The organism is Pseudomonas sp. CFSAN084952 (genome assembly GCF_009648855.1).
GTDB classification, from domain to species: Bacteria; Pseudomonadota; Gammaproteobacteria; order Pseudomonadales; family Pseudomonadaceae; genus Aquipseudomonas; species Aquipseudomonas paracarnis.
Window position 1 is genome coordinate 3370445 of sequence record NZ_CP045767.1, and the last position, 22147, is coordinate 3392591.

At 58.1% G+C, this 22147-nt stretch carries 28 protein-coding genes and 1 tRNA gene; 10 read left to right on the top strand and 19 right to left on the bottom strand.

Features of this window, described 5'->3' with window-relative positions:
- Position 1: 1 nt before the first annotated feature.
- On the top strand, positions 2–304 hold the full coding sequence (locus GH769_RS15115; RefSeq protein WP_153649849.1) for a DUF4406 domain-containing protein: 303 nt from the start codon (positions 2–4) through the stop codon (positions 302–304).
- On the opposite strand, the gene GH769_RS15120 is transcribed toward GH769_RS15115, so the two are convergent.
- Positions 305–952, bottom strand: coding sequence for a hypothetical protein (locus tag GH769_RS15120; RefSeq protein WP_153649850.1), 648 nt, complete (start codon positions 950–952; stop codon positions 305–307).
- Between the two features lie 91 nt (positions 953–1043).
- Here GH769_RS15120 and GH769_RS15125 point away from each other — a divergent pair, with 91 nt between their 5' ends.
- The 6 genes from GH769_RS15125 to GH769_RS15145 all read left to right on the top strand — a co-directional run bounded on the left by GH769_RS15125 (position 1044) and on the right by GH769_RS15145 (position 5009).
- Positions 1044–1904 (top strand): hypothetical protein, encoded by an 861-nt coding sequence (locus GH769_RS15125; RefSeq protein ID WP_153649851.1) that lies wholly within the window; start codon positions 1044–1046, stop codon positions 1902–1904.
- Between the two features lie 49 nt (positions 1905–1953).
- Entirely contained in the window at positions 1954–2286 is a 333-nt protein-coding gene (locus GH769_RS15130; protein ID WP_153649852.1) for a hypothetical protein, read from the top strand.
- A gap of 64 nt (positions 2287–2350) precedes the next feature.
- Complete coding sequence (locus GH769_RS15135) at positions 2351–3310, top strand: hypothetical protein (protein ID WP_153649853.1); 960 nt, start codon at positions 2351–2353, stop codon at positions 3308–3310.
- A 42-nt stretch (positions 3311–3352) separates the two neighbouring features.
- The gene (locus tag GH769_RS15140; RefSeq protein ID WP_153649854.1) at positions 3353–3571 is read left to right on the top strand and encodes a hypothetical protein; all 219 of its coding nucleotides are present in this window, start codon (positions 3353–3355) and stop codon (positions 3569–3571) included.
- A 2-nt stretch (positions 3572–3573) separates the two neighbouring features.
- Positions 3574–3960 carry a hypothetical protein gene (locus GH769_RS29110; RefSeq protein WP_232458773.1) on the top strand — a complete coding sequence of 129 codons (387 nt, stop codon included), beginning with the start codon at positions 3574–3576 and terminating at the stop codon, positions 3958–3960.
- A complete protein-coding gene (locus GH769_RS15145; RefSeq protein ID WP_256670328.1) occupies positions 3846–5009 on the top strand; it encodes a tyrosine-type recombinase/integrase in 1164 nt (387 codons plus the stop codon). The genes GH769_RS29110 and GH769_RS15145 overlap by 115 nt, the downstream gene beginning before the upstream one ends.
- Before the next feature lie 79 nt (positions 5010–5088).
- Here the strand turns inward: GH769_RS15145 and GH769_RS15150 are convergent.
- The 9 genes from GH769_RS15150 to thrS form a co-directional block, all read right to left on the bottom strand.
- Positions 5089–5165: transfer RNA gene (locus GH769_RS15150), tRNA-Pro, on the bottom strand.
- 90 nt (positions 5166–5255) lie between these two features.
- Positions 5256–5612 (bottom strand): MerR family transcriptional regulator, encoded by a 357-nt coding sequence (locus GH769_RS15155; RefSeq protein ID WP_003174972.1) that lies wholly within the window; start codon positions 5610–5612, stop codon positions 5256–5258.
- The gene (ihfA, locus tag GH769_RS15160; RefSeq protein WP_002553164.1) at positions 5593–5895 is read right to left on the bottom strand and encodes an integration host factor subunit alpha; all 303 of its coding nucleotides are present in this window, start codon (positions 5893–5895) and stop codon (positions 5593–5595) included. The genes GH769_RS15155 and ihfA overlap by 20 nt, the downstream gene beginning before the upstream one ends.
- 3 nt (positions 5896–5898) lie before the next feature.
- A complete protein-coding gene (pheT, locus tag GH769_RS15165) occupies positions 5899–8277 on the bottom strand; it encodes a phenylalanine--tRNA ligase subunit beta (RefSeq protein WP_003192485.1) in 2379 nt (792 codons plus the stop codon).
- 26 nt (positions 8278–8303) lie between these two features.
- Positions 8304–9320, bottom strand: a complete 1017-nt coding sequence (pheS, locus tag GH769_RS15170; protein ID WP_153649856.1) for a phenylalanine--tRNA ligase subunit alpha — start codon at positions 9318–9320, stop codon at positions 8304–8306.
- A 109-nt stretch (positions 9321–9429) separates the two neighbouring features.
- Positions 9430–9786 (bottom strand): 50S ribosomal protein L20, encoded by a 357-nt coding sequence (rplT, locus tag GH769_RS15175; protein WP_003192488.1) that lies wholly within the window; start codon positions 9784–9786, stop codon positions 9430–9432.
- Positions 9787–9815: 29 nt separating this feature from the next.
- Positions 9816–10010: a 50S ribosomal protein L35 gene (rpmI, locus tag GH769_RS15180; RefSeq protein ID WP_002553160.1), complete on the bottom strand. Its 195-nt coding sequence runs from the start codon at positions 10008–10010 to the stop codon at positions 9816–9818.
- A gap of 59 nt (positions 10011–10069) precedes the next feature.
- On the bottom strand, positions 10070–10621 hold the full coding sequence (infC, locus tag GH769_RS15185; RefSeq protein ID WP_015884933.1) for a translation initiation factor IF-3: 552 nt from the start codon (positions 10619–10621) through the stop codon (positions 10070–10072).
- Positions 10621–12543, bottom strand: a complete 1923-nt coding sequence (gene thrS / locus GH769_RS15190; RefSeq protein ID WP_003192490.1) for a threonine--tRNA ligase — start codon at positions 12541–12543, stop codon at positions 10621–10623. Before thrS ends, infC begins: the two co-directional genes overlap by 1 nt.
- 364 nt (positions 12544–12907) lie before the next feature.
- Here thrS and GH769_RS15195 point away from each other — a divergent pair, with 364 nt between their 5' ends.
- Both GH769_RS15195 and GH769_RS15200 read left to right on the top strand, forming a co-directional pair.
- Complete coding sequence (locus GH769_RS15195) at positions 12908–13222, top strand: hypothetical protein (protein WP_019820908.1); 315 nt, start codon at positions 12908–12910, stop codon at positions 13220–13222.
- Between the two features lie 289 nt (positions 13223–13511).
- The gene (locus tag GH769_RS15200; protein WP_003192493.1) at positions 13512–13724 is read left to right on the top strand and encodes a cold-shock protein; all 213 of its coding nucleotides are present in this window, start codon (positions 13512–13514) and stop codon (positions 13722–13724) included.
- Between the two features lie 67 nt (positions 13725–13791).
- On the opposite strand, the gene GH769_RS15205 is transcribed toward GH769_RS15200, so the two are convergent.
- Together GH769_RS15205 and GH769_RS15210 are read right to left on the bottom strand one after the other, a co-directional pair.
- A complete protein-coding gene (locus GH769_RS15205; RefSeq protein WP_003192494.1) occupies positions 13792–14112 on the bottom strand; it encodes an I78 family peptidase inhibitor in 321 nt (106 codons plus the stop codon).
- A 144-nt stretch (positions 14113–14256) separates the two neighbouring features.
- The gene (locus GH769_RS15210; RefSeq protein WP_014719123.1) at positions 14257–14562 is read right to left on the bottom strand and encodes a hypothetical protein; all 306 of its coding nucleotides are present in this window, start codon (positions 14560–14562) and stop codon (positions 14257–14259) included.
- A gap of 156 nt (positions 14563–14718) precedes the next feature.
- On the opposite strand from GH769_RS15210, the gene GH769_RS15215 reads away from it, so the two are divergent.
- Positions 14719–14925, top strand: coding sequence for a hypothetical protein (locus GH769_RS15215; protein ID WP_014719124.1), 207 nt, complete (start codon positions 14719–14721; stop codon positions 14923–14925).
- A 29-nt stretch (positions 14926–14954) separates the two neighbouring features.
- Here GH769_RS15215 and GH769_RS15220 read toward each other — a convergent pair whose 3' ends face one another.
- The 7 genes from GH769_RS15220 to GH769_RS15250 are packed head-to-tail and all read right to left on the bottom strand — an operon-like array spanning position 14955 to position 21923.
- Complete coding sequence (locus GH769_RS15220; protein ID WP_019820906.1) at positions 14955–15983, bottom strand: nucleoside hydrolase; 1029 nt, start codon at positions 15981–15983, stop codon at positions 14955–14957.
- A gap of 27 nt (positions 15984–16010) precedes the next feature.
- Positions 16011–16415 carry a D-ribose pyranase gene (gene rbsD, locus GH769_RS15225; protein ID WP_019820905.1) on the bottom strand — a complete coding sequence of 135 codons (405 nt, stop codon included), beginning with the start codon at positions 16413–16415 and terminating at the stop codon, positions 16011–16013.
- Positions 16412–17329, bottom strand: coding sequence for a ribokinase (rbsK, locus tag GH769_RS15230; RefSeq protein ID WP_032903931.1), 918 nt, complete (start codon positions 17327–17329; stop codon positions 16412–16414). The genes rbsD and rbsK overlap by 4 nt, the downstream gene beginning before the upstream one ends.
- 23 nt (positions 17330–17352) lie before the next feature.
- A complete protein-coding gene (locus GH769_RS15235; RefSeq protein ID WP_153649857.1) occupies positions 17353–18375 on the bottom strand; it encodes a LacI family DNA-binding transcriptional regulator in 1023 nt (340 codons plus the stop codon).
- Between the two features lie 3 nt (positions 18376–18378).
- Positions 18379–19356, bottom strand: coding sequence for an ABC transporter permease (locus GH769_RS15240; protein WP_032903933.1), 978 nt, complete (start codon positions 19354–19356; stop codon positions 18379–18381).
- Positions 19353–20906 carry a sugar ABC transporter ATP-binding protein gene (locus tag GH769_RS15245; protein WP_032903934.1) on the bottom strand — a complete coding sequence of 518 codons (1554 nt, stop codon included), beginning with the start codon at positions 20904–20906 and terminating at the stop codon, positions 19353–19355. The genes GH769_RS15240 and GH769_RS15245 overlap by 4 nt, the downstream gene beginning before the upstream one ends.
- A gap of 57 nt (positions 20907–20963) precedes the next feature.
- Entirely contained in the window at positions 20964–21923 is a 960-nt protein-coding gene (locus GH769_RS15250) for a sugar ABC transporter substrate-binding protein (RefSeq protein WP_014719130.1), read from the bottom strand.
- Positions 21924–22147: the final 224 nt, after the last annotated feature.

Here is a 22147-nt window from a genome sequence, read left to right on the forward strand (position 1 = left end):
CGTGAAACGGATTTACCTGAGCGGCCCCATGACCGGACTGCCCGGCCTCAACTTCGCCACCTTCCACGCAATGACCACCAACCTGCGCGCCGGCGGCCACACCGTCACCAACCCCGCCGAGATCAACCCGGACGGCGGTACCTGGAACGACTGCATGCGCCGCGACATTGCCGCCCTGATGGACTGCGACACCGTGGCCACCCTGCCCGGCTGGGAGCATTCAAAGGGTGCCCGCCTTGAAGTCCTGATCGCCGAACGCCTCGGCATGACGGTTGTAAGTGCCCATGATCTGGTAACGAATTAGTTATGAGGCAAGTTTTTTCAACAGGACGCGAGAGGCATCTTCAAGCTCTTGATATTTTGCCGCAATAATTTCCGCGCCATAAGCTGACCGCCGAGCCAACTTCAACCGACGATTGCTATCTGTTTCCTCATAAGCAAGATCCATAACTTCACTAACAAGATCTTTCGTCATATTGTCTATTATCCCGGGAGAGGTCGTGAAAAGCTTAGTCTCTTCATCACTTAACAGGTCGATCATGTTTCGCCATGCATACTGCATTGAATCCATATGACGCCACCAAGCTCTCATTTCATCGTCGGGAAGCGGATCATGTGATAGCGGGGCGACGGAGTGATCGGCTTCAACGACTTCGATCAGCCTATCCTTAAGGGCGTAAATAAAGGCTCTAACTAACTCTGATTTTGCCGTTACAAGCTGGAATTCTTTTATGAGCTTATATTTTTCCGCATGCTTAAACTGCGGATACCAAGCGTGCAGCGCATGAATGGCCGTCAATGCAGCCCCCACAGTAGCTAAACTCGAAGCCGCGCTAAGGAAAGTTACAAAGCCAACCTCGCCCCCTTTACTGAAAATAAAGCCGAACACAATCCCCGCTGAAAATAATAAGCAACAGTAGCAAAAAATAAGGTAGCCATTTGCTCGACTCATATTCGGTTTCGCCATCATCGGGTGAAAGACTGAGTTTAGCTCTACAAACCTCCCCCTTCAAAGTCAGCCGCTATAGCGGCAAGGACGACCCATGGCCAGGAAAAACCACCTGATCGTCGACTCAGGTTGCACCCAGGACAATGAGCGCTGGTCGCTCTCGGCCTGCGGGCTGAACGAAGAATCCGAAGTTGAGTGGGACGGCACCCACAACCGTGAACTTGTAAGCTGCATGCGATGCCAGGCGAAAATGGCCAAGCCGCGTCCGGCACCGGAGCCACTCCATAAAGAGCGGCCCATTCTTTTCAACGGTGCGATGGTTCGCGCGATTCTGTCCGGACAAAAGACAGTCACGCGCCGCCTGATCAAAGGCAATCAGATCCCGAGCCGTAGCAAATCCGACTCCCCCGAGCATCAGTGGATTGCCGTCGTTCAAGACCATCCACGCTGGGGCTTCGCCGCTTTTGGCGCTACTGAACAAGAATGCGCCGCTGAGCTTGCCATGTACGGCGGATGCCCATATGGGCGGCGCAGTGATCGGCTGTGGGTGCGCGAGACATTCATTGATCTGCGCGGTACCGGTGTTGAGCATCGCCCAGACCCGGACGGCCCGCTTCAGCGCTACGCCTACGCTGCAGACTGCCGCCCCGGATCGCACAGCGACGAGGCAAGGAAAGACTTCGGCTTGAAGTACAAGCCCAGCATTCATATGCCACGCGCCGCCTGCCGCATCCTGCTGGAGATTACCGACGTGCGCGTCGAGCGGTTGCAGGACATCACGGAGAAGCAGGCGCTGGCCGAAGGCATAGGCACCCAAGCAACTGAATCCTTCCGCGCCACCGGCGTAGAGCGCCCTGCCGGATTCGCCTTTCGTGATCTGTGGGCATCAACAGGCGGCGAGTGGGAGGCCAACCCGTGGGTCTGGGTGGTCGAGTTCAAGCGGGTGACGCCATGATCGCCACCCTCTGGTTCGCCTACGTCTTCATCTACAAGGGGCCAAGGCCATGAGAGAAGCAACAGGAGAGTTCTACTCAGCTGCGCAAGCTGCAAAGCACGCAGAAGAGTGGTGCAAGAAGAATCCGGCATGGCGTCGTATCTGTGATATCCCCGACCACACTGTATTCGAAAAAACCTACGACGAGATTCCGAAACGAGAACGCGCCTACTGGGAAAAGAACGGTGGCGAAGAATGCTGGCGGGAATTCGGGACCACTGAAAGCAAGGTGCCTACGGGGTTCATCACCGGCAAGGGCGAGTTCTTCGACCGCGTGCTCAAAGTACCTCTCCACCACAACCTGATGATGGTTTTTCGCGTTGGCAAAAGCTGGAAACCGTAACCCTCAGCCCTAACCCCAATCCCCCTACATGCCTGCCGGTGAGCGGCGGGCGAGGTATTCCTGCATGCTCGAAATAATCAAAGCTTGGTTGTCCCGCAATGTTTTCCGGGCCAACCCATGGCAAGACAAGTTCGTAATCCTCAACTTCATCGACCTCTACTACAAGGGCCAGCGTGACAACGTATTCGGCATCGCCATCGACTCCGGCGACAACGGCGACTACCCGGGGAACAAGCTGATCATCCATGTCTGGAAGTATTCAGCCTGGATAAAACTTCCCAACATCATCAAACCCTGGGCGCAGAAGCACACATTCACTACATTGAGCCCGGAAGCTACAGCGCGACGGCTTGAACAGTTTGGGCATCTCGACTACTTCGAGTATCACGCTCGCAAGTACGGGTTCCGCCTGCAAACCCGAGGAATTCACACGAATTTTGGGCCTAGCACAATGGACTCGCAATCCGAAAAGTCTCGTTACTTTTCATTCCCTTGGCGCGAATTCGATCTGGTCCTGAATGCGCTGTGTGACGCAAACGGCGTTGAGCATATCGAGAAGAGCAAAGGTGTTCGCCTTGGCTACAAGGAAGCTCAGGCCATCAAAGACACAATGCCCCGCTATGTGTTTTTGCTTAAGGACTATGACGGCCAGGAAATACGAGCTTATTGCCATATGGAGAAGCGCGTTTACCGAATCGGTACCGGCTGGGTGAAAAAGTACTTCGGTGCACTGCGCCCCACGCGAACTTTCGTTGAGCTGGATATCGCCTTTGATGGCGAGACCGGCCCCGAGAAAGGCTCGTGGAAAGGCGGAACGATTGGCACGGGTAGCCGGGCAGAGAAAGGCGACAAGCACGACGCCCAGTTCCTGATCGAGAAATATTGCGCCGGAACGCATCGCGCCAAAGGCTCCCAATACCAGATGACCCTGGTACGCCGTGAGCCCGACGCACCCTACACCAACGAGACGTACCGGAAGGCTTCTGCCGAGCGTCGCGGCGAAACTTACGCCCCACTCGCATAACCCATCACCACCTTCTGCCGCCCAGCGCGGCAAGGACACCCCATGTTCGCTATGAAACTCACCCTGATACTGCTGGGCGCTTTGCTGTACCTGGTAGGAACACTCGGCTGGTTCGGCTGGCTCGCTATCGACCTGCTGGACACCGGCACCACCGAGGCACTGCTCTACGCCTTCGCCGGCACATGCGCCTGGTTGCTGATTAGCTTTGGCCTGGCAATCCACATCATCAAGACAGCGCGGCCCACGGTGGGCGGGAGGTAGGTATGGGCGCGCAACAACTGATACCGCGGTTCATTCGAGCAAAGGAAGCGCCCGGATACCTGGGCATGTGCCGGGCAATTTTCGACGAGACCGTCAGGCCCTTCGTCAGCGAGTTCCCGATCGGCGGGCGCGGCGTTGGCTTTGATCGACAGGAGCTGGACGACTGGGCCACGGCGTACGTCGAGGCAAAGGCGATTGATAAAAAAGGCGCAACGGAGCAACAATCGCCCCGCAGCGAGCGCCAGAAAGGAGATAAATCATGGCGCGAAAATCGATCACAGGCCTCTCCCAAAGGAAAGGCATCTGGCATATCGACAAGAAAATCAACGGAGAACGACTTTACGAAAGCACTGGAACTGGTGACCGGGAAGAAGCGGAGCGCTACCTGATCTTCAGGCTGGAGCAGATCCGGCAGCAGAAGATATACGGCGTGAAGAAGGTTAGGACCTGGCGGGAGGCGGCGACTCGCTTCCTGCTGGAATTCAAGGATCAGCCTTCAATCAAGCTATCCGCGCACCACCTTTCACAGCTCGACCCATTCATTGGCGACATGCCGCTGACCCACATAGATGACCATGCCCTGGTGCCATTCATCAAGGACAGGTTGGCGACGAAAAGGCTTGAAGATGGGAAGGTAAAGAAAGGTGTCAGCAACAGAACGGTGAATATCTCGATCGAGCGTGTGGTTCGGGTTTTGTCGTTGTGTGCCAGGAAGTGGCGAGACGATGAGCGCAGGCCATGGCTGGATAGCGTGCCGATGCTCACGAAGCTGGAAGAGAAGAAATCGAGCCGCAAGCCGTACCCAATGTCATGGCCGGAGCAGTCGATTCTTTTTGGCGAGTTGCCGGCCCACCTGCAAACCATGGCGCTGTTCAAAGTGAACACCGGCACGCGGGAGCAGGAGGTCTGCAAGCTGAGATGGGATTGGGAGATTGCGGTACCGGAACTGGGCACCAGCGTTTTTCTGATACCGGCCGACTTTGGTGGCCGGCATGAGCGCTCTGGCGTGAAGAACGGTGACGAGAGGCTGGTGGTGCTGAACAGCGTGGCCAAGTCGATCATCGAGAATCAGCGCGGCATCAGCAAGGAATGGGTTTTCCCATACAACGGCACCGCGATGCACCGCATGAACGACTCGGCCTGGAAGAAGGCTCGGGTGAGAGCGGCGAAGCTCTGGCAGGAGGAAAACCTTCGCCCCGCTCACCCTGGGTATGCATCCATCAGGATCCATGACCTTAAACACACGTTTGGCCGTCGGCTACGCGCAGCAGGCGTAACTGAGGAAGACCGCAAGGCCCTTTTGGGGCACAAGAACGGCAGCATCACCAGTCACTACTCGGGCGCTGAGCTCGGGCATCTGATTGAAGCTGCGAATATGGTATCAGCAACCGATTCTCGCGGACCGGTGCTGACAATCTTGAAGAGGAAGCAGGCGTGAAAAAACGACAAGTCACGCAAATGTCACGCACATGAAAAAGGCCAATGCTGTGAACATTGGCCTAAGTCATTGAATAATATGGTCGGGACGGAGTGATTCGAACACTCGACCCCTAGCACCCCATGCTAGTGCGCTACCGGACTGCGCTACGCCCCGACTAGGCGTGTTACTGGGTTCGCTTCTTAACGAAGCGAACCGGAATATACCGCAAGCTTTTGAAATGTGGAAGTATTTTTAAAGCTTGAATCATTTTTTCAGCACCACCAGTACATCTTCCAATTCGGAGATCATCTGGCGGATCAGTTGCTTGTATTGGGTAGTGTCGTCTTTGGCTTCATCACCGGACATACGCTGACGTGCGCCGCTGATGGTGAACCCCTGGTCGTACAGCAACGCGCGGATCTGTCGGATCATCAGCACGTCCTGGCGCTGATAATACCGACGGTTCCCGGTGCGTTTGACGGGGTTGAGTTGAGGAAACTCCTGCTCCCAATAGCGCAGCACGTGCGGTTTTACCGCACACAGCTCGCTGACTTCACCAATGGTGAAGTAGCGTTTGCCTGGGATGACGGGTAGCTCGTCGTTATGACTTGGTTCCAGCATAAGCCTCAACTCGGGCCTTCAACTTCTGCCCTGGACGAAAGGTGACCACACGGCGAGCCGTGATCGGGATTTCTTCTCCCGTTTTTGGATTGCGGCCAGGCCGCTGGCGTTTGTCTCGCAGGTCAAAATTGCCGAAACCGGACAATTTGACCTGTTCGTTGTCTTCCAGAGCGTGTCTGATCTCTTCAAAAAACAGCTCGACCAATTCCTTGGCCTCGCGCTTGTTCAGACCCAACTCTTCGTACAGACGTTCCGCCATCTCAGCTTTCGTCAAAGCCCCCATACGTCACTTCCTTAACGTGGCGTTCAACCTTTGTTCGAGCGAGGTGAGGATATTTTGCGTCGTGGTATTCACCTCATCGTCATTAAGAGTGCGCGATGGATGCTGCCAGGTCAAGCCAACTGCAAGGCTTTTTCTATGCGGATCAATGCCTTTACCCTGATAGACGTCAAATAGCCTGAGGTCTGTCAGCCATTCCCCTGCATTTTCACGGATTACATCCAGAACTGCAGTGGCAGCGACTTCACGGTCGGCAATCAGGGCCAGGTCGCGACGCACTTCAGGGAAGCGCGACAACTCGCTGAATTTAGGCATCTTGCCCGACGCAACTTCAGCCAAGACTAGCTCAAACACAAAGACTGGACGGTCCAGCCCCAAGGTTTTCGACAGTTCTGGGTGAATGGCGCCCACGAAGCCTACCAAGCGACCTTCACGCTCGATACGTGCAGTCTGGCCTGGATGCAAGGCTGGGTGGCTACCCGGCACGAACGTAAAGGCGTCCAACGCACCGGCAAAGCCGAGCACCGCTTCCACGTCTGCCTTGACGTCGAAGAAGTCCACGACCTCACGGCCTTGCGCCCAGCCTTCTGGCAGACGGCTGCCGCAAACGACGCCCGCCAGCATCGGCTCTTGCTTCAAGCCATCAAGCTGGCCGACGAAACGCAAGCCGCTTTCGAACAGACGCACGCGGTCTTGCTGGCGGTTCAGGTTGTGGGAAAGCGCCTTCACCAGGCCTGGCCACAGCGACGAACGCATGGCAGCCATATCGTTGGAGATCGGGTTGGCCAGCAGCAACGGCTCAACACCAGGGTTGAACAGTTCGAACTGCTTTGGATCGATGAAGCTATAGGTCACGGCTTCCTGGTAACCACGGGCAACCAGCAGGCGACGCAGTTCAGGCAAGTGCGCACGCGCTTCGGCCTTGGGTTGCGGTGCCAGGCGTGCTTGCGGATAGCGAACCGGCAGGCGGTTGTAACCGTACAGGCGCGCCAGCTCTTCGATCAGGTCGACTTCCAGGCTGATGTCGAAGCGATGGCTAGGTACTGCAACTTGCCACTGCCCTTCCCCGCCCGCGGAAATACCCAGGCCGAGCGCGGACAGCAGTTGCTCGATTTCAGCCGGTTCGATGACCAGGCCGAGCATCTGCTCAACGCTTTTGGCACGCAGGGTGATCGGCGCAATCGACGGCAGGTACTGTTCGCTGACGGTTTCGGTGATCGGGCCGGCTTCGCCACCGGTGATTTCCAGCAGCAGGCCGGTGGCGCGCTCCATGGCTTCACGGGCGAGTTTCCAATCCACGCCACGCTCGTAGCGGTGCGACGCATCGGTGTGCAAGCCGTAGGAACGAGCCTTGCCAGCGATCGCGATCTGGTCGAAGAACGCGCTTTCAAGGAATACGTCACGGGTGGTCGCGGATACACCGCTGTGCTCACCACCCATCACGCCGGCAATTGCCAGGGCGCGAGCGTGGTCGGCGATGACCAGAGTGTCGGCACGCAGGCTGACTTCCTGGCCATCGAGCAGCACCAGCTTCTCGCCTTCTTCGGCCATACGCACGCGGATGCCGCCATTGATTTCGGCAAGATCAAACGCATGCAACGGCTGGCCGAGTTCCAGCATCACGTAGTTGGTGATGTCGACGGCGGCGTCGATGCTGCGTACATCGGCACGACGCAGGCGCTCGACCATCCACAGCGGGGTTGGCTTGGACAGGTCCACGTTACGGATCACACGCCCCAGGTAACGCGGGCAGGCGTTTGGTGCCAGTACCTCAATCGAGCGCACTTCGTCGTGTACCGCCGGTACGGCAGCGACCACTGGACGAGTGACAGGTGCGTTGTACAGCGCGCCCACTTCACGGGCCAGGCCAGCCAGGGACAGGCAGTCGCCGCGGTTGGGGGTCAGGTCGACCTCGATGCTGGCGTCTTCCAGCTCCAGGTAAGCACGAATGTCCTGACCCACTGGCGCGTCGGCCGGCAGCTCCATCAGGCCATCATTGCCCTCACCTACTTGCAGCTCGGCCTGGGAGCACAGCATGCCGTTGGATTCAACGCCGCGCAGCTTGGCCTTCTTGATCTTGAAGTCGCCCGGCAACTGGGCGCCGATCATGGCGAACGGGATCTTCAGGCCCGGGCGCACATTAGGCGCTCCGCATACGACCTGAAAGGTTTCCGAACCGTTGCTGACCTGGCACACACGCAATTTGTCGGCATCCGGGTGCTGCTCGGTGCTCAACACCTCGCCCACCACCACACCACTGAAAACACCGGCGGCCGGCGTAACGCTATCGACCTCAAGACCGGCCATCGACAGACGAGCAACCAGCTCGTCGCGATCTACCTGCGGGCTTACCCAGCCACGCAGCCATTGTTCACTGAATTTCATCCTGCTCTCCTAAAGATTCGTTACGACTAGCGAAATTGCGCGAGGAACCGCAAGTCGTTGTCGAAGAACAGACGCAAGTCGTTCACGCCGTAACGCAGCATGGCCAGACGCTCAACGCCCATGCCGAAGGCAAAGCCCGAGAACTCTTCCGGGTCGACCCCGGACATGCGCAGCACGTTGGGGTGAACCATGCCGCAGCCCATCACTTCCAGCCAGCCGGTCTGCTTGCACACACGGCAGCCTTTACCGCTGCACATCACGCATTCCATGTCGACTTCAGCCGATGGCTCGGTGAACGGGAAGAACGAAGGACGGAAACGTACCGCCAACTCTTTTTCGAAGAACACCCGCAGGAATTCCTCGATGGTGCCTTTGAGGTCGGCGAAATTGATATCGCGATCAACCAGCAGGCCTTCGACCTGGTGGAACATCGGGGAATGGGTGATATCCGAGTCGCTACGGTACACACGGCCTGGGCAGACAATGCGGATCGGCGGCTTGTTCGCTTCCATGGTGCGGACCTGTACCGGCGAGGTATGGGTGCGCAGCAGCATGTTGGCGTTGAAATAGAAGGTGTCGTGCATCGACCGGGCCGGGTGATGGCCTGGGATGTTGAGCGCCTCGAAGTTGTGGTAGTCGTCTTCGACCTCAGGGCCTTCGGCAATGCCGTAGCCGATGTGGGTAAAGAACTGTTCGATACGTTCCAGAGTCCGGGTGATCGGATGCAGACCGCCCGAGGCCTGGCCACGACCAGGCAAGGTCACGTCAATGGACTCGGCGGCGAGCTTGGCCGCAAGATCGGCCTCCTCGAGCGACGCCTTGCGCGCATTGAGAACCTCTGTGACACGCTCCTTGGCGACGTTGATCAGCGCACCGACTTGCGGACGCTCTTCAGCAGGCAGATTTCCCAGGGTCTTCATCACCTGAGTCAATTCACCTTTCTTGCCAAGGTAGTGAACCCGGATTTGCTCCAGGGCATTTACATCTTCAGCGCTTTGCACAGCCTCAAGGGCTTGGGCGACGAGCGCGTCCAGGTTTTCCATGTACAGACTCCAGATACAAAATAGGGGAAGAGCTTGAAGGCTCTTCCCCTATTTATGACGTTTACCACCTTGGGCCACAGGAGTAGCCCAGGGTGACTGTCGGGGGTACTTAAGCCAAGGAGGCTTTAGCTTTCTCGACAATCGCAGCAAACACCGCTTTTTCGTTCACGGCCAGTTCAGCCAGAACCTTACGGTCGATTTCGATGGACGCTTTTTTCAGGCCAGCGATGAAACGGCTGTAGGACAGACCGTTAACACGTGCACCAGCATTGATACGAGCGATCCACAGAGCGCGGAACTGACGTTTTTTCTGACGACGGTCGCGGTAGGCGTATTGGCCTGCCTTGATTACCGCTTGCTTGGCAACACGGAATACGCGTGAACGCGCGCCGTAGTAGCCTTTAGCAAGTTTCAGAATTTTTTTGTGACGCTTACGGGCCATGACGCCACGCTTTACACGAGCCATGAGTTACTTCCTCTATTCTTGAACCAAAATTAACGAAGGCGCAGCATGCGCTCGACTTTTGCCACGTCAGACGGATGCAGCAAGCTGCTACCGCGCAGTTGACGCTTACGCTTGGTCGACATTTTGGTCAGGATGTGGCTCTTGAAAGCGTGCTTGTGCTTGATGCCGTTAGCAGTTTTCAGAAACCGCTTAGCAGCACCACTTTTAGTTTTCATCTTTGGCATGTTCGGTACTCCGCATTCAGTTGATAAACATAATCAGAAGGCCTGCCGTGCCCTGTTGATTACTTCTTCTTTTTCGGGGCGATGACCATAATAAGCTGGCGTCCTTCCATCTTAGGATGCTGTTCGACCGAACCGTACTCGAGCAGGTCAGCTTCAACCCGCTTGAGGAGTTCCATCCCCAGCTCCTGGTGGGCCATCTCACGGCCGCGGAATCGCAAGGATACCTTGGCCCTGTCCCCATCACTCAGGAAACGTACCAGGTTGCGCAGTTTTACCTGGTAATCCCCTTCCTCCGTCCCTGGACGAAACTTGATTTCTTTTACTTGAATCTGCTTCTGGTTCTTCTTCGCTGCGGCAACCTGCTTCTTCTTTTCGAAGATAGATTTGCCGTAGTCCATCACCCGACAAACAGGTGGGATTGCATCGGCGGAGATTTCCACCAGGTCCAGCTTGGACTCTTCTGCAATACGAAGCGCTTCATCAATCGAGACGATGCCAATCTGCTCGCCATCAGCGCCAATTAACCGAACCTCGCGTGCCGAGATATTCTCGTTGATCGGGGCTTTCGGTGCAGCTCGTTTATCTTGTCTCATTTCACGCTTAATAATAATTACTCCGAATCTGGGCGACCACGCCGGGAAACCGCTTGCGCGAGGAACTCAGCGAACTGGGCGACGGGCATCGAGCCCAGGTCAGCACCTTCACGAGTACGCACAGCGACAGTCTGCATCTCGACTTCCCGATCTCCGATAACCAAGAGATAGGGAACCTTGAGCAAGGTATGCTCGCGGATTTTAAAGCCGATCTTTTCATTTCTCAAGTCGGACTTGGCACGAAACCCGCTTTCGTTGAGAGTTTTTTCAACTTCAGCGGCAAAATCTGCCTGTTTATCAGTGATATTCATGATCACTGCCTGAGTCGGAGCCAGCCACGCAGGGAACGCGCCCTCGTAGTGCTCGATCAGGATACCGACGAACCGCTCGAACGAACCGAGGATCGCCCGGTGCAGCATAACCGGGTGTTTACGGCTGTTGTCTTCGGAGACGTATTCGGCTCCCAGACGGATCGGCAGGTTAAAATCGAGCTGCAGGGTACCACACTGCCAGACACGGCCAAGGCAATCTTTGAGCGAGAACTCGATCTTCGGACCGTAGAAGGCGCCCTCACCCGGCTGCAGATCGTACGCAAGGCCCGCACTGTCGAGCGCAGCGGCCAGTGCCGCTTCAGCGCGATCCCACAGCTCGTCGGAACCGACGCGCTTTTCCGGACGAGTGGACAGCTTCATCTCGACTTCGGTAAAGCCGAAATCGCGATAAACGTCCATGGTCAGCTTGATGAACGCTGCGGACTCGGCCTGCATCTGCTCTTCGGTGCAGAAGATGTGGGCGTCGTCCTGGGTGAAGCCACGCACGCGCATGATGCCGTGCAGCGCACCCGATGGCTCGTTACGGTGGCAGGCACCGAATTCGGCCAGGCGCATCGGCAACTCGCGGTAGCTCTTCAGGCCCTGATTGAAGACCTGCACGTGGCACGGGCAGTTCATCGGCTTGATGGCGTAGTCGCGGTTTTCCGACTGGGTGGTGAACATGTTGTCGGCGTAGTTGGCCCAGTGCCCGGATTTCTCCCACAGGCTGCGATCGACCACCTGTGGGGTCTTGATCTCCAGGTAACCGTTTTCGCGCTGCACCTTGCGCATGTACTGCTCAAGCACCTGGTACAGGGTCCAGCCATTCGGGTGCCAGAACACCATGCCCGGCGCTTCTTCCTGAAGGTGGAACAGGTTCAGGCGCTTGCCGATCTTGCGGTGGTCGCGCTTTTCGGCTTCTTCGATGCGCTGGATGTAGGCGGCCAGCTGTTTCTTGTCAGCCCAGGCAGTGCCGTAGATCCGTTGCAGTTGCTCGTTCTTTGCATCGCCGCGCCAGTAGGCACCGGACAGCTTGGTCAGCTTGAACGACTTGAGAAAGCGCGTGTTCGGCACGTGCGGGCCACGGCACATGTCGACGTATTCTTCGTGGTAGTACAGGCCCATGGCCTGCTCGTCCGGCATGTCTTCCACCAGGCGCAGCTTGTAGTCTTCGCCACGCGCGGTAAACACGTCGATCACTTCGGCACGGGGGGTAACTTTCTTGATGACGTCGTAATCTTTTTCGATCAGCGCGTGCATGCGCTGCTCGATGGCCGCCAGGTCGTCCGGAGTAAAAGGACGCTCATAGGCGATGTCGTAATAGAAGCCTTCTTCAATGACCGGGCCGATCACCATCTTGGCGGTTGGATACAGTTGCTTGACCGCATGGCCAATCAAGTGCGCGCAAGAGTGGCGAATGATCTCCAGCCCCTCTTGGTCCTTGGGCGTGATGATTTGCAGGCTGGCGTCGCTGGTGATCAGGTCGCTGGCGTCAACCAGCTTGCCGTCGACCTTGCCGGCCACGGTGGCCTTGGCCAGGCCAGCACCAATGGATGCGGCGACCTCGGCTACGGAAACCGGATGATCGAATGAACGTTGACTGCCGTCGGGAAGAGTAATAGTTGGCATGGCGCCTCCTCTCCTAGTGGTGACCCCTACCAAAGGTCACGTGGGTTGGGATGAGCCAGTACAAGATCCAACACCAGGCCGTTCAATGAAGAACGCCTGCCTTACAGCGGCAGGAGCCTTTCGGCCAACCGATAATCGAACCAGAGTGACTGGAGTGAACAAAAAGGACCTGGCAAGGCGGCAAATGGCGCGCCCGGAAATAGCCAGGCAAGGATGCTAGCACAGATGAACGGTCATCGCGTCGGCCAAGCGTTGGGTAAAGAGCAATTCATGGCTTTATAGCTGCGAAAGTGAACTTGAGCTGTACGCAGGGCCTCAAAGCCACTGAGAATCGCCGTTCGTCCTCGACCCAAAGGAGCATCCCATGATGCGTTTTACCTCTACCCTCGCTGTCGCCGCTACCCTGAGCCTCCTTTCCCTCGGCGCGCAGGCTGCAGCGCCTTCCAACTGGCCAGCCGGCGCCCGTGACGCCTTCGTCAACGACTGCAGTGCCGCCGCCAGCCAGAACGTGGACGTCAAGACCGCCAAGGCCCACTGCGAATGCGGCGCTGACAAGATCAATGCCGAATTGAGCACTGCCGAGATCAAGGAATTGATGACCAACCAGAACGCCAGCCCGGAGCTTAAAAACAAAGCGGTCGCGGCTATTTCGTCCTGCAAAGTGGTGAAGAAAAAGTAAGATTGGCTGACGATTCGACGGCCATTTCGCTGGAAAAACAGCCTGAAAACTGCCATTTCACACAAATTATGCAGGTTTTACGGCTTTTTTTAACAGCTGATATTTCGTCGCAAAGCCCCGTAAATCGGGGCTTTCAGCCGAATGATGAATCAAACGCAAAGCGATTGATTAGCAAACAGTGCCTTGGGGGGGCTCCCAAGCCGAACATTTCGACTATGATAGCCCAGTGTGCCCAGTTGGCCTGAGCAGCACAGCACTACTGAAAATATATGTTTCTTGGAGATACACCATGTCTAATCGCCAAACCGGCACCGTTAAATGGTTCAACGATGAAAAAGGCTTCGGCTTCATCACTCCTACAGGTGGCGGTGACGACTTGTTCGTACACTTCAAAGCTATCGAAAGCGACGGTTTCAAAAGCCTGAAAGAAGGCCAAACCGTTTCCTTCGTGGCTGAGAAAGGCCAAAAGGGTATGCAAGCTGCACAGGTTCGCGGCGAGTAATTCTCCGCCGAGCTAAAAAAACCCCGTCCATGTGACGGGGTTTTTTATGGGTAATGCAAAAGCCGTATCAGCCGCAGTTAACCCGGTTGATCACCAGATTGTTGTCGGTGTTCAGGTTCAAGCGGTCGGAGCGATATTCCAGCGTGATCATGTCATTGGGCTTGAGAATGCGTGCATTCTGCGCGCCGGCACGTGTGCGAGCTTGCTCCAGCAACTGGGGCGAGGCCTTCTGGCCGATGGCGAACTCTGCAGCCTTCGACTCACAGCGGCTATGACCGGCATCGGTCGCAGTGGCAGCTTTGCCTGGCTCAGAGGCACCCGGGGTGCTGCAACCTGCCAACGCGAGCGCAGCCAACAAAGTACCGAATGATGCGAGCTTCCAAGGCATGAAGCCTCCTATGATAAAAAGTGGAGAGAGATCGTGCGACATCAGTCAAAGCGATTGGTTTCAAGACGTTAACCGCTTGTGGGCAAGTCTGCCTGACTCACTGCTGGCAAGCGCCCTGTCAATCGTGACTAGATATGAACGCACTTAGTAGATGTCGATATAGTCTGACGTCGCTGTAGGCCAATTCTGCTTCAGCGCGTTAAAAATCTGCATGACCCACACTTCATCACTGGCCGCCACGAGGCCGACATAACCGGAACCCTTGGCCCAGGTCTCCAGGCGAAACAGCAGGCCACCGATATCAGCCCCCCCGACTACGCCGGAAGAAATGTAGGCAACGCCTGCCTTGCTCACCCGCAGCTGGGTATGTTCGTCGTCACTGGCGCTGCCAAGCAGTTGGCGCACGGCCTCCAGCGTCAGGTTGTCGGGGTTGCTCAAATCGATTTGCACGCGGTGTTTCCCGGCCATTTAACAGGCCGACAGTGTCGCACAGCCGCTGCTTCATGCCTAAGTAGCAGTGCCAAATGCCGTACAAAATGCTTGACTGCGCCCCTCTGGAACGGCGTTCCAGTGCACTACCCCGCATTTTCAGCCCGTGAGATTTCCATGACCACCGTAACGCTTCAAGCCGACATCAAAGCCAAGTGGCCCCAAGGGCAAAGTTCCTACAGCCCCGGAAGCCCGGAAGAACTGGCGATCATTGGTATCGATCTGTTGGTCAAGGAACTGGGCACCCAGGCGGCGCAAGCGTTCATCGGCCAGATATTCGAGAAATACCCGGCCGACTACAGGGGCGCCCAAGAGCGCGATTAGAACCGGGCGACGAGTGCCGCCCCGCTAACTTACTTCAGACGCGCCAGGCGCTCGGTCAACAGATCGAAGAAGCCCTGGGCGTCGCCATTCTCAACCCAGAACACATTCTTTGGCTGCTTGAGCCCATCGTACCAATCGACGATGGTCTGGCCGAAGGTCGGGCCTTCGCGGCTGTCGACTACCATATTGGCCTCACGACCGCTGAACAGCGAAGGCTTGAGCAGGTACGCCACCACGGTAGCGTCATGGACCGGGCCACCCGGAATGCCGTAGTGCTCCATATCGCCTTTGACGTACTCATTCAGAATACTGCTGACGACCTTGCTCGCGTTGTTGTTCAGGTCCGCAATCTTCTTCAGGCGGGCGTCGCTGGTGAGGACTTTATGGGTCACGTCCAACGGCAGGTAGGTCAACTTCACACCGCTTTTGAGCACGATCTCCGCCGCCACCGGATCGGCGAACAGGTTGAACTCAGCCACTGGGGTGATATTGCCGCCATTGAAGTGGGCGCCGCCCATCACGACCACTTCCTTGATGCCCTGGGTGATTTCGGGCGCTTGAGTCAGTGCCAGTGCCAGGTTGGTCTGCGGGCCGAGCATGGCGATGGTGATGCTGTGCGGCTTGGCGCTGCTCAGGGTGTTGATCAGATAGTCGACCGCATTGCCTTCGGCCAGACCTTTTTTCGGTTCATGCACCGTGACGCCCGAGATGCCTTCCTTGCCATGAATATTCTCGGCGTAGATCGGTTTGCGCAGCAGCGGCGCTGGCGCACCGGCGTACACCGGGATGTCCTCGCGCCCTGCCCACTCGCGCGCCAGGCGTGCGTTGCGGGAGGTCTTGTCCAGGCGCACATTGCCGGCGACGGTGGTCAGCGCACGAATGCTCAACTCCTGCGGCGAGGCCATGGCGAACAGCAAGGCCACCACGTCATCGGCACCCGGGTCGGTATCGATGATCAGGTCGATTTTTTCCGCCGCTTGGGCGCTTGCAGCAGTGAGCGCGGACAAAAGCAGAACACTCCGGAACAGGTTTTTCAGGGTAGGTAGACCACGTTGCATAAAGCACTCCTTGTCATTGGGGGGACGCTAGAACGTTACGCCGGACACCAGCGCGATATTGCAGTACGGCTGGCATTCGCCAGTGCGCACCACGGCGCGGGCATTGCGGCTCAATTGCTTGAATTGGTCATGGCTGAGCAGGCGGCGCTCACCCAGTGCAGCCTGCTCTGTGAGCGCATTTAGCGCGGTCAGCGCGGGCGGTTGCTTCAGCAGGATCTCTTCTGCCAGCACATGGCTTTCCACCTGCATTTCGCTAAGCACGATGCGCAAGGTGCTGATGAAGTCAGGGATGCCCTGAGTCAGTGCCAGGTCGATCAGTTCGACGCCGGGAGGCACCGGCAGGCCGGCATCGCCGATGACCAGGATGTCGCCGTGACCCAGGGACGCGATCACGCGCGACAGGGCGATATTCAGCAAAGGTGTCTTTTTCATGCGGGCCCAAAACCTTGTACGTCGTGCAGCGTAGGAATGGAAGGCTGAGCGCCGGCGCGGGTCACTGACAATGCCGCCGCCACCTGGCCAAAACGGATCGCCCGGGCTTCGCTCTGGCCCGCGGCCAGCGCGGCGGCAAAGCCACCGACAAAGGTATCGCCAGCAGCGGTGGTATCCACCGCCTTGACCTTCGGCGCCACCAGGTGCTCAAAGCTCTGGCCGTCGGCAAACAGCGCGCCCTGGGCGCCCAGGGTGATGATGACCTTACCGGCGCCCGCCTGGATCAGCGCGGTCGCGGCGACCTTGGCGCTGTCGAGGGAGTCGACCGTCACGCCACTCAGAGCGCTGGCCTCGCTTTCATTGGGGATCAGATAATCGATCGAGGCATACCAATCAGCGGGCAACGGCCCGCTTGCCGGGGCCGGGTTGAGAATGACCGTCTTGCCCAGTTCGCGCCCCCGCTGGAGCGCATACCCAACAGTCTCCATCGGCACCTCAAGCTGGCAGATGATCACGTCTGCCGCCTGCAGCACAGCGTCGCACGTTCGCAGCGACGCAGGCGTCAGCTCACCGTTGCTGCCGGCCACAATGACAATGGCGTTCTGGCTGCTGTCATCGACCACGATCAATGCCACACCGCTGGAGCCGTCCACCGTGCTGACGGCCTGGCAATCGATCCCTTCCACCAACAGCGCATCGCGCAATTGGCTGCCATAGGCGTCGGTACCGATGCATCCCACCATGGCGACACTCGCCCCCAGGCGTGCCGAGGCGACGGCCTGGTTGGCGCCCTTGCCGCCGGGCACAGTGGAGAACGTCTGGCCGATCAGGGTTTCACCGGCACGCGGCAAGCGACTGGCGCGAGTGACCAGGTCCATGTTCAAGCTGCCTATTACCACTACTTTTGCTGGCATACATCAGTACTCATCAATTCGGTTCAGCGGTATTGGGCGAACACATCAGCCAATGGCGCAGTCGACTCACGCAAAACAATACTGGGCGTCACGATACGTTGATCGATCGGCAGTTGGGGTGTTGCTATTCGTTGCAGTAACAATTCGGCCGCAGTCTCGCCCAATTGCAGGATCGACTGGCCGACCGTCGTCAGCGCGGGGTAGACGTAGCGCCCCATCTGGATGTCATCGAAACCGATGACCGACAGCTCGCCCGGCACCCGCACATTGCGCTCGGCGGCGGCGCGCAGCACGCCAAAACCAATCATATCGTTGCTGGCGAAAATCGCGCTGGGCGGGTGTTGCGATAATAACTCTACGGCTGCGGCATACCCGCCCGTGCTGGTGAAATCGCTTTCCAGGGTACGACTGGCCAACACCTCGATGCCCGCCTCGCGCAATGCACGCTGGTAACCCGCCAGGCGCATCTGCGCCACGCGGGTATGCGCAGGGCCGCCGATACAGGCGATGTCCCGGTGCCCCAGTTCAAGCAAGTGCCGGGTCGCCAGGTAAGCGCCCTCTTCGTGATCGATGCGCACCAGGTCCACATCAATCCCATCCAGCGCCCGGTCGACAATCACCATGGGCGTGCGCACTGCACTCAAGCCCGCGGCAAGGCCACTGTCATCGCCGCCCACGGATGTCACGATCAAGCCATCGACGCGCTTTTCCAGTAACACGCGCAAATAACTGCGCTGTTTCTCTGCGTCGTCATCCGAGTTGCAGAGGATCACGCAATAACCATTACGCTCGCAGTAATCCTCGATACCCCGAGCCAGTTCGGCAAAATACGGGTTGAGGCTATTGGGCACCAGCAGGCCGATGGTGGCCGTGGTCTTGGCCTTGAGCGAGCGTGCGACGGCACTGGGCACGTAGTCCAACTGCTTGATCGCCGCCTCGACCTTGATGCGTACCGGCTCGCTGACTGGGCGCGTCTTGTTCACCACATGGGACACGGTGGTGTAGGAAATACCTGCAAGCGCTGCCACATCCTTGATCGTTGCCATGGTTCAGCCCCGCCGACTGGCGCGCTGGCTGCGGTAAGTGTCGAGGACCACGGCAATCACGATCACGGCACCAGTAATGATGCGTTTAGTCGGTTCCGTCGCACCGATCTGTGCCAGCCCGGCGGCCAAGACCGAAATAATCAACACCCCGAAGAACGTACTGATGACCGAGCCACGCCCGCCCATCAGGCTGGTGCCGCCGATCACCACGGCGGCGATCACTTGCAGCTCCAGGCCCGAACCGGCATTCGGGTCCGCCGCTTCCAGGCGCGAAATCTGGAACAGCGCCGCCACACCGGCCAACAGGCCCATCAGGCTGAACACCAGAATCTTGTATGGCTTGGGGTTAATACCCGCCAGGCGCACCGCTTCTTCGTTGGTACCGATGCCGATCAGGTAACGCCCGAACACAGTACGGGTCAGCACCAACTGGGCCGCGATGATCACCAGCAAGGCGATGATGAACGACGGGGAAATACCAAAAGCAATCGGGTTGGACAGCCAGGCAAACGAGTCACCGATATAAGCGGTGCGCGAGCCCGTCATCTGGTATGCCACGCCGCGGGCCATCTCCAGCACGCCGAGGGATACGATAAATGAGGGAATGCGCCAGGCCACCGTGATGGAACCGGTGATGGTGCCGGCCAACGCCGCGCAGCCCATGCCCAACAGGGCGGCGGGCAACACGCTCCAGCCCCAGCCCAGGATCGCCACGCTGACCGCCGAGGCCGCCAATGCCAACACCGAGCCCACGGACAGGTCGATGCCGCCAATGATCAGGATGAAGGTCATGCCCACCGCGAGCACCATCAGGTCAGGAATCTGGTTGGCCAGGGTGCTGAAGGTGTCATAGGACAGGAAGTGATCGCTGAGCACCGAGAACAGCGCAATCATCGCCAGCAAGGCACCTGCCAGCCCCAGGTAAGTACCCAGGCCATAGAAGTTGCCGCCAGTTTTACCGGGGGAAGTGCTTGTTTTCATGGGGTATTCCTAGGCGCGGCTTCGTTGAGCAGCGCATCACGTTTCTGATAGCCGGCGAAGGCGGCGGCGAGCAATTCGTCCTGGGTCCAGCTGTCACGCTCGAAGGTCTCGATCAGCCGCCCGGCGGACAACACACCGATGCGGTCACAGATCAGCATCAGCTCACGCAGGTCACTGGACACCACTACCAGCGCTTTGCCCTGACGGGTCAATTCACCGAGCAAAGCGTAGATGTCGAACTTGGCACCGACGTCGATACCACGGGTGGGCTCATCGAACAGCATCACCGCGCAATCGCGCTCCAGCCAGCGGCCAATCACCACCTTCTGCTGGTTACCACCCGACAGCTCGGACACCAGTTGCGTCGGGCTGGAACTGCGGATACGCATGGCGTCGATCTGGCGCTTGGCCAGAGCGGTTTCGTTGCGACTGTTGACGACGCCACCGCCGGAAATTTCCGGCATGTTGCCCAGGGCGATGTTGGCGCTGATGGATTGGGTCAGCAGCAGGCCCTCACCCTTGCGGTCTTCGGTGATCAAGGCAATACCATGACCGACCGCGTCCACCGGCGAGCCAATGCTCACCACCTTGGCCGGCGAACCCAAGGCCACGGTGCCGCTGTCGGCCGGATCGGCGCCGAAGATCAGGCGCAGCAACTCGGTGCGGCCGGCGCCGATCAGGCCGGAAATGCCATAGATTTCACCGGCGCGCACTTCAAAGGACACATCGCGGACCTTGTCCGAACGGGTCAGGCCCTTCACCGTCAAGGCCGGGCCTCCGATGGTGCGCGGGCCCAAATCGATGTGTTCACCCAGTTCGCGACCGACCATCAAGGTCACCAACTGCTCACTGTTGTAATTGGCCATCGGCTCGACGCAGACCAGCTTGCCGTCGCGCAATACCGCAATGCGCTGGGCGACACGGGCCAACTCTTCGAGCCGGTGCGAAATATAAATGATCGCCACGCCTCGAGCCTGCAGGCGCGTGATTTGTTCGAACAGCATCTCGACTTCACGAGCAGTAAGCATCGCCGTGGGCTCGTCGAGGATCAGTACATGGCAGTCGCCGATCAGGTTACGGGCGATCTCGACCATTTGCTGGTGACCGATGCCCAGGCTGCCCACCAGCGTGTCCGGGTCGATCGCGTCCAGGCCGACTTGGGCCATGGCTTCGATCGCGGCTTTGCGCAGTTGTTTGCGGCTGATCCAGCCACAGCGGCTCGGCAGGTTATCCAGGAATAGGTTCTCAGCCACGGTCAGCGTCGGCAGCAGGTTGAGTTCCTGCATGACCATGCGCACGCCCAAGGCTTCGGCCTGGGTGCGGCTGGCGGGGCGGTAATCCTGACCATTGAATTGCATGTGCCCGGTAGTGGGCGTGACCAAGCCACCGATGATCTTCGACAAGGTGCTTTTGCCTGCGCCGTTCTCACCGGTCAGCGCCAACACTTCCCCGCGATTGAGCGTCAGGGTGATGTCGGACAGAACCGGTTGGGCATAGGTCTTACCGATACCGCTGACCGAGAGGACAGCGTTCGGGGCGGAAGATGACATAGGAAAATCTCCAGGCGCCCGCTCAGGACGAGCAGGCGCTGTTGGGTACTGCCAGGATTACTGCTTGATGACGAGCTCGACCGGGGTTTCGATCACGCCATCTTTGGCATCGACTTTCTCACCCTTGACCAGCTTCAGCGCGTTCTGGATACCAAACACGGCTTGCTGGGCAGCGGCCTGGTCAGCGGTGGCCAACACACGACCGTCCTTGAGCATTGGTTTGATCGCGTCAATGTTGTCATAACCCACAACCAGCACCTTGCCGGCCTTGCCTGCCGCACGCACGGCGGAAACAGCGCCCAGCGCCATGTTGTCGTTACCGGCCAACAGCGCCTTGATATCCGGTGTTTCGCTCAGCATCGCTGCCGCGATCTTGTTGCCTTGGTCGATTTCCCAGTTCCCGGATTGGGTGGAAACAATCTTCATGCCTGCCGCGTCCATCGCATCCTTGAAGCCTGCGGTGCGCTGCTGGGCATTAGTGGTAGTGGGTACGCCCTCGATGATGCCGACCTTGTCACCGGCGGCCAGTTGCTTGGCCAGGTAGTCGCCCACCAGCTTGGAGCCTTTGCGGTTATCCGGGCCTACGAACGGGATATTGAGGTTTTTGCTTTTGAGTACTTCCGGGTCCAGGCGGTTGTCGATGTTGACGACTTTGATACCGGCATCGGAAGCTTTCTTCAGCACACTGGCGAGTGCCTTGGAGTCGGCGGGAGCGATGACAAGCGCATCGACCTTGGCGTTGATCATTTCGTTGACAATGGCGATCTGCGCGCTGGTATCGGTTTCGTTCTTGATGCCGTTGGAGATCAACTTGAATTCTGTTGGGTGCGCTTTCTGGTAGTCCTTCGCACCGTCGGTCATGGTGACGAAAAACTCATTGGCAAGGGACTTCATCACCAAACCCACGGTAGGCGTTTTGGCAGCGTCATCGGCAAATGCAGAAGAGAGAGGCAAAGCGGCGGATGCGGCAGCAAGCACAGCAACAGCAAGAAGACGTCCAGCAAATGGCAGCTTCATGGGTTCACTCCGATCTTATGATTATTGTGAGCAACGCTTGCACCGAAGACCCCTTCGGCAGCCCTCCCACCTGGGCGGCTGATACGAGCTGTCACGATGTGCCAAGGGCGCAGTGAAACATCTCGCAAACGTTTGCGTTGAGCAAACTATGAGAACCTTGTCGAGATTTGTCAACGGTAACAGCAAGGCTTTCACGGACGCCCTCCAGGCCCTCCCTTCAGCTA